Annotated in this window: 8 protein-coding genes; 2 read left to right on the top strand and 6 right to left on the bottom strand. The window is 66.0% G+C overall.

What is annotated here, in order from left to right:
* Positions 1–34 precede the first annotated feature (34 nt).
* A complete protein-coding gene (fghA, locus tag B1A78_RS09630) occupies positions 35–898 on the bottom strand; it encodes an S-formylglutathione hydrolase (protein ID WP_077146757.1) in 864 nt (287 codons plus the stop codon).
* Between the two features lie 68 nt (positions 899–966).
* On the opposite strand from fghA, the gene B1A78_RS09625 reads away from it, so the two are divergent.
* Positions 967–2,100 (top strand): serine hydrolase domain-containing protein, encoded by a 1,134-nt coding sequence (locus B1A78_RS09625; RefSeq protein ID WP_256837597.1) that lies wholly within the window; start codon positions 967–969, stop codon positions 2,098–2,100.
* A gap of 211 nt (positions 2,101–2,311) precedes the next feature.
* Entirely contained in the window at positions 2,312–2,542 is a 231-nt protein-coding gene (locus B1A78_RS22625; protein ID WP_077146751.1) for a hypothetical protein, read from the top strand.
* Positions 2,543–2,603: 61 nt separating this feature from the next.
* Here the strand turns inward: B1A78_RS22625 and B1A78_RS09615 are convergent, their stop codons facing one another.
* The 5 genes from B1A78_RS09615 to B1A78_RS09595 all read right to left on the bottom strand — a co-directional run bounded on the left by B1A78_RS09615 (position 2,604) and on the right by B1A78_RS09595 (position 6,154).
* Positions 2,604–3,104 carry a prolyl-tRNA synthetase associated domain-containing protein gene (locus B1A78_RS09615; RefSeq protein ID WP_077146750.1) on the bottom strand — a complete coding sequence of 167 codons (501 nt, stop codon included), beginning with the start codon at positions 3,102–3,104 and terminating at the stop codon, positions 2,604–2,606.
* A gap of 9 nt (positions 3,105–3,113) precedes the next feature.
* Positions 3,114–3,494, bottom strand: a complete 381-nt coding sequence (locus B1A78_RS09610) for a VOC family protein (RefSeq protein ID WP_077146749.1) — start codon at positions 3,492–3,494, stop codon at positions 3,114–3,116.
* A 26-nt stretch (positions 3,495–3,520) separates the two neighbouring features.
* Positions 3,521–4,003, bottom strand: coding sequence for a hypothetical protein (locus tag B1A78_RS09605; protein ID WP_077146748.1), 483 nt, complete (start codon positions 4,001–4,003; stop codon positions 3,521–3,523).
* Positions 4,004–4,058: 55 nt separating this feature from the next.
* Positions 4,059–4,919: a formyltetrahydrofolate deformylase gene (gene purU / locus B1A78_RS09600; RefSeq protein WP_179102019.1), complete on the bottom strand. Its 861-nt coding sequence runs from the start codon at positions 4,917–4,919 to the stop codon at positions 4,059–4,061.
* Positions 4,920–5,041: 122 nt separating this feature from the next.
* Positions 5,042–6,154 (bottom strand): S-(hydroxymethyl)glutathione dehydrogenase/class III alcohol dehydrogenase, encoded by a 1,113-nt coding sequence (locus tag B1A78_RS09595; protein ID WP_077146747.1) that lies wholly within the window; start codon positions 6,152–6,154, stop codon positions 5,042–5,044.
* Between the last annotated feature and the right edge of the window lie 87 nt (positions 6,155–6,241).

The following is a 6,241-nucleotide window of genomic DNA, read 5'->3' as shown; positions in this document are numbered from 1 at the left end:
CCCCCAACCCCTCCCGCCTGCGGGAGGGGAGCAATCAGGCTTTCAACCGCTCCGCGTGCCAAGCGACATGCTCGGCCAGAAAGCTCGAAATGAAATAATAGCTGTGGTCATACCCCGGCTGCATCCGGATCTCGGCCTTCTGCCCGTTGCGTTCGCACGCATCGACGAGCAATTCGGTCTTCAATTGCTCGGCGAGAAAATTGTCCGCCTCGCCCTGATCGACGAGCAGGTCGGGGACGCGCAGCCCCTGGTCGAGCAGCGCGCAGGCGTCATAGGCGTGCCAATCCTCGCGCTCGTCGCCGAGATAGTTCGACAGCGCCTTTTCGCCCCACGGGCATTGCAGCGGCGCGACGATCGGCGAAAAGGCCGACACCGAAAGAAAGCGGTCCTGGTTGCGCAGCCCGATCGTCAGCGCGCCATGGCCGCCCATCGAATGGCCGGTGATCGCCTGCCGCGACAGGTCGGCGGTCGGGAAATTTCGCAGCACCAGCGACGGCAATTCATCCTCGATGTACGAGCGCATCCGGTAATGCTTCGCCCAGGGTTCCCGGGTCGCATCGACATAGAAGCCCGCGCCGAGGCCAAAGTCCCACGCCCCCTCGGGATCGTCGGGCACCGCGTCTCCGTTCGCATCGGGGCCGCGCGGGCTGGTGTCGGGCGCGATGAAGATCACGCCATGCTCGGCGCAGGCGGCGCGATACTCGCCCTTTTCCATCACATTGGCATGGGTGCAGGTCAGCCCCGACAGATACCAGAGCACGGGCAGTTTCGCGCCCCTTTCATGATCGGGCACGAACACCGCAAAGGTCATGTCGGTCCCGGTCGTCGTGCTGGCATGCTTGTACACGCCCTGCGTGCCGCCATGGCTGCGGGTGGTGGAGAGGGTTTCGATCGGCATCATTTCGTCCTGCTTGTGTTTTCATGACGCTAGTTCATGCTCGCGGAAAATTCAAAAGGGAGGGCTGCGTGCTCGGCAATAATATCCACGGAATTTGTCAGGACCGTTTCGCCGCCGTCCGCCTGGGCATGGCGGCGAACCTCGCGAGCGGCGCCGATATCGGCCTGTCCTTTTGCGCGACGATCGAGGGCGAGACCGTCGTCGACCTGTGGGGCGGCCATGCCGACGAAGCCCGGACGCGGGCGTGGGAGGCCGACACGATCGTCAACGTCTATTCGACGACCAAGACGATGACCGCGCTCACCGCGCTGCTCGTCGCCGACCGCGGCGATCTCGATTTCGCCGCCCCCGTCGCGCGCTACTGGCCCGAATTCGCCGCCAACGGCAAGGCCGAGGTCACGGTGGCGCAGCTTATGAGCCACAGCGCCGGCCTCTCGGGCTGGGAAGTGCCGATCGCGCATGACGACCTTTATGACTGGGACAAGGTCACCGCGCTGCTCGCGGCGCAGGCGCCGTGGTGGCAGCCGGGCAGCGCGCCGGGCTATCATGCGATCACCCAGGGCTATCTGGTCGGCGAGGTCGTGCGCCGCATCACCGGCAAATCGCTCGGCACGGTGTTCCGCGAGGAGATCGCCGAGCCGCTCGGCGCCGATTTCCACATCGGCCTGCCCGCTTCCGAAGACCACCGTGTCGCCGACCTGATCCCGCCGCCCGACGGCATCAGCAGCTTCGCGACCGACGTCCAGCGCAAGACCTTCACCAACCCCGGCGTCGATGTGTCGGCGACGCGCACGCGCGGCTGGCGCGGCGCCGAAATCCCCGCGGCGGGCGGCACCGGCAATGCGCGCAGCGTCGCCGAAATCCATGCCCTGCTCGCCAATGGCGGCGTCGCCAAGGGCAAGCGCCTGCTGTCCGAAGCCGGCTGCCGCAAGGCGCTCGAACTGCAGAGCGCGGGCACCGACATGATCCTCGGCATCCCCATCCGCTATGGCATGGGCTTCGGCCTGCCGAGCGAACTCGTCCCGCTGCCCAACCCCAACACCATCTATTGGGGCGGCTATGGCGGCTCGCTGATCATCATCGACATGGATGCCCGCGCGACCTTCAGCTACGTGATGAACAAGATGAACAGCGGCCTCACCGGCGACCCGCGCTCCTTCGGCCTGATCGGCGCGATGTGGATGGCGATGGCGGCCGCCTGACCGGTTCGCGGCGGCGCGGTTGCCGCGAACCCACTCGCTTCATCCCGCCCCGCATGGGGTTCGTCCCGCAACCGGGCCCACGCCGCGGATCGCGGGAACTTTCCAATCACGCCAAGGCTTTGCCCTATGCTGCCCTCGCGACAGACGCTGGGGGCGGTGTCTTGCGGGTCGTCTGTTCGGCCCCGTCCAACGTTCCAGCATAGGGGAATTTATGCGTAAGATTTCGATCATGGCCGCCGCGACGGCGAGCTTCTTCATCGCGCCGCTCGCCGTTGCGCAGGAGCCCGATGCTCCGCCGCCGGCCGAAGAACCCGCACCGGCACCCGCGCCCAGCGAAGAGCCGACCGCCGAACCCGCGCCGGCTCCGACCCCCGACGAGGAGCCCGCGCCCGGCGACAAGCCCGCTCCCAAGGAAGAGCCCAAGTCCGAACCCCAGCTGTAAGGGTCCCGCCGGATCACCCGGCAAAGCAGGCCGCCGAAGCCTCACGCTTCGGCGGCCTTTGCTATGCCGGCTGGATCGGGATCGCCGCGACCTGCGGCGCGTGCCCCCAATGACGAAGCAGGTCGAGGACCGCCGCCCCCGCCAGCCCGAGCGTGCCGGTGTTGCGCAGCGGGTGGACGTTGACCGTCTCGGCCGCCGCCAGCCCGGCGTCGATCACCACGGTGATGCTGCCCGGCGCCGCGTTGATCGCGGCGAGCGGGGTTACCGACCCCGGCGCGATGCCGAGCAGCCGTTCCATATCCTCGGCCTTGCCGAAACTCACGCGCTTGCTGCCGATCGCGGCGGGCAAGGCCTTCAGGTCGACGCGCGCATCGCCCGGAACGGTGACCAGCCAGAACGCACCACCATTATCCTTCAGGAACAGGTTCTTGGTGTGCGCCCCCGGGATCGCGACATTGACCGCATCGCTCTCGGCGACGGTGAACACCGCGACATGCTCGAACGAGGCGAAGGGGATGGCGAGCGCATCCAGATCCGCCAGCAAACCCGCTTCACCCCGCACGATTCTTCCTCAGACGACGCGGTGCAGCGCGCAGAGCTTGTTGCCCGACGGATCGCGCAGATAGGCGAGATAGAGCGCGCCAAAGCCGCCTTCGCGCACGCCCGGCGGGTCTTCGATCGAGGTGCCGCCATTGGCGACGCCGGCGTCGTGCCAGGCCTTGGCCTGCTCGGGGCCTTCCATCGCAAAGCCGATGGTGCAGCCGTTACCCACGGTCGCGGGCTCGCCGTCGATCGGCGACCCGACGAGGAACAGCCCGCCATTGTGCATATAGATCAGGCGGCCCTTGTCGTCCTGGATCCCCGGCTTGCCGCCGATCGCCTGGAAGGTCGCGTCATAGAATTTCTTCGCCGCGGCCAGGTCGTTCGACCCGACCATATTGTGACTGTACATCGCTCTCTCCTTTGGTTGATTTCGTGTCAGCGCGGCGGCGCCGCGCAGCTGTTGGCGCCGACCGGGTCCCACACCCGGATGCCGCCGCGCCAGGCGAGGTTCGCGCTGTCGACATTGCCCATCGACTGGGTCAGCCCGGCGATCTTGTAATACCAGTCGCCGGGTTTCAGATAATGCGCGCGGTTCGCGCCCCATTCGACCAGCCGGTCGCCGCGCGCCTCCTCGGGCGCCATGTCGAGCATGAAGCACACCGGCTTCTTGCTATTGTTATAGGCGTGATAGACCATGCCGGGCAGCTGGCGCGGCGTCTTGCACTTCGCGCAGCTCAGCGTGACGACATTGTCCTGCTGCACCGCGACGCGCCCGTCCTTCGATTCGAAGCGCTGCGCCGCATGGGCGGTGGTGACATAGCTGGTTTCGGGCCTGGGCCCGGCGTCGAGCTTTTCGGCGGCGATGGCCGGTATCGCCACCGCGGCGGCAAGCGCCGCCAGCAAAAATCTTTCGGTCATCGCGTGAAGTCCCGTTTATCCGTTGCGACTCAAGACCGATATGCTGCCCGCATTGTCAGCGGAATACCACTGTCTTGCGCCCGTCGATCAGCACGCGCTGCTCGGCGACCCAGCGCACCCCGCGCGCCAGCACCTGCGCCTCGACATCGCGGCCGATGCGGATCAGGTCGTCGACCCCGTCGCGGTGGTCGACGCGCTCGACCGCCTGTTCGATGATCGGCCCCTCGTCGAGGTCGCCGGTGACGAAATGCGCGGTCGCGCCGATCAGCTTGACCCCGCGCTCGTGCGCGCGGTGATAGGGTTTGGCGCCCTTGAAGCCCGGCAGGAAGCTGTGGTGGATGTTGATGCAGCGCCCCGATAGCTGCGCCGACAACTCGCCCGACAAGATCTGCATATAGCGCGCAAGCACCAGATATTCGGCGCCGCCGCGCGCCATCACGTCGAGGATCGCCTGCTCCTGTTCGGCGCGGTTCGCGTCGCCGACGGGCAGGTAGTGGAAGGGAACGCCATGCCATTCGGACAGGCGCCGCTGCGCCTCATGGTTCGACACCACCCCGACGATGTCGATCGCGAGATTGCCCGTCGACCAGCGGTGGAGCAGGTCGTTGAGGCAATGGCTGCCCTGCGACACCGCGATGACGAAGCGGGGCTTCGCGGCGCGGTCGCTGATCCGCGCGTCCATCTGAAATCGCTCGACGATCGGCGCGAACGCCGCCTGAACGCCTTCCAGCCCCTCGGGAAAGCGCGAGCCTTCGCCGCGAAATTCTACGCGCATGAAAAAGCGGCTGCTGTCGAGGTCGGCATATTGCTGGCTGTCGAGGATGAAGCCGTCGTTATCGGCAAGCAGCCCGGTGACGGCGGCCACAATGCCGACCGCGTCGCCGCAGCTGAAGGTCAGGACATAGGGTCCGGTCAAATTACATGCTCCCCAAATCTCGTCATTGCGAGCGGAGCGAAGCAATCCAGGGGCGGTTTACGCACGCTCTGGATTGCTTCGCTCCGCTCGCAATGACGCCGATAAGGGGAATATGGAGTTCGTCAATAAACCACGACGCTGCGAATGCTCTCGCCCGCATGCATCAGGTCGAAGCCCTTGTTGATCTCTTCCAGCCCCATGACATGGGTGATCATCGGGTCGATCTCGATCTTGCCGGTCATATACATGTCGACGATCTTCGGCACGTCGGTGCGGCCCTTGGCCCCGCCGAAGGCCGTTCCGCGCCAGTTGCGCCCGGTGACGAGCTGGAAGGGGCGCGTCGCGATTTCCTTGCCCGCCTCGGCAACGCCGATGATGATCGAGGTGCCCCAGCCGCGGTGGCACGCTTCCAATGCGACGCGCATCACCTCGGTATTGCCCGTCGCGTCGAACGTATAGTCGGCGCCGCCGTCGGTCATCGCGACGATCGCCGCGACGACATCCTCGCGGCTCATGCCCTTCGAATTGAGGAACTCGGTCATGCCGAACTTGCGGCCCCATTCTTCGCGGTCGGGGTTGATGTCGACGCCGATGATCTGGTTCGCGCCGGCAAGCCGCGCGCCCTGGATCACGTTCAGCCCAATGCCGCCGAGCCCGAAGACGACGACATTGTCGCCGACCTGCACCTTGGCGGTGTTGATCACCGCGCCGACGCCCGTCGTCACGCCGCAGCCGATATAGCAGCTCGACTGGAAAGGCGCGTCCTCGCGGATTTTGGCGACCGCAATCTCGGGCAGCACGGTGAAGTTCGAGAAGGTCGAGCAGCCCATATAATGGAAGATCGGCTGGCCCTTGTATGAAAAGCGGGTCGTGCCGTCGGGCATCAGCCCCTTGCCCTGCGTCGCGCGGATCGCGGTGCAGAGGTTGGTCTTGCCCGAAAGGCAGCTTTTGCACTGGCGGCATTCGGGGGTGTAGAGCGGGATCACATGGTCGCCGGGGACGACGCTCGTCACGCCCGCGCCGACCTCGCGCACGATCCCTGCGCCCTCATGCCCCAGCACGCTCGGAAAGATGCCCTCGCTGTCGAAACCATCGAGCGTATAGGCGTCGGTGTGGCAGATGCCCGTCGCCATGATCTCGACCAGCACCTCACCCGCCTTCGGGCCTTCGAGGTCGAGTTCGACGATTTCGAGCGGCTTCTTCGCTTCGAACGCAACGGCGGCGCGGGTCTTCATGGGGATGCTCCTCACGGAAAAAGGTTGCGCCCGCTGTACACCGATCCAAAGCGCGATAAAGGGGCCAATCGGCAATATATTGTTGCA

It is taken from the genome of Sphingopyxis sp. KK2 (assembly GCF_001990265.1).
Taxonomy (GTDB): domain Bacteria; phylum Pseudomonadota; class Alphaproteobacteria; order Sphingomonadales; family Sphingomonadaceae; genus Sphingopyxis.
This window is presented reverse-complemented; position numbering and strand designations above follow the sequence as displayed.

Bases quoted from the DNA above. Each gene is read 5' to 3' on its own strand.
- B1A78_RS09605 (WP_077146748.1), bottom strand. From the start codon at position 4,003: ATGACCGAAAGATTTTTGCTGGCGGCGCTTGCCGCCGCGGTGGCGATA.
- B1A78_RS09610 (WP_077146749.1), bottom strand. From the start codon at position 3,494: ATGTACAGTCACAATATGGTCGGGTCGAACGACCTGGCCGCGGCGAAG.
- B1A78_RS22625 (WP_077146751.1), top strand. From the start codon at position 2,312: ATGCGTAAGATTTCGATCATGGCCGCCGCGACGGCGAGCTTCTTCATC.
- fghA (WP_077146757.1), bottom strand. From the start codon at position 898: ATGCCGATCGAAACCCTCTCCACCACCCGCAGCCATGGCGGCACGCAG.
- B1A78_RS09595 (WP_077146747.1), bottom strand. From the start codon at position 6,154: ATGAAGACCCGCGCCGCCGTTGCGTTCGAAGCGAAGAAGCCGCTCGAA.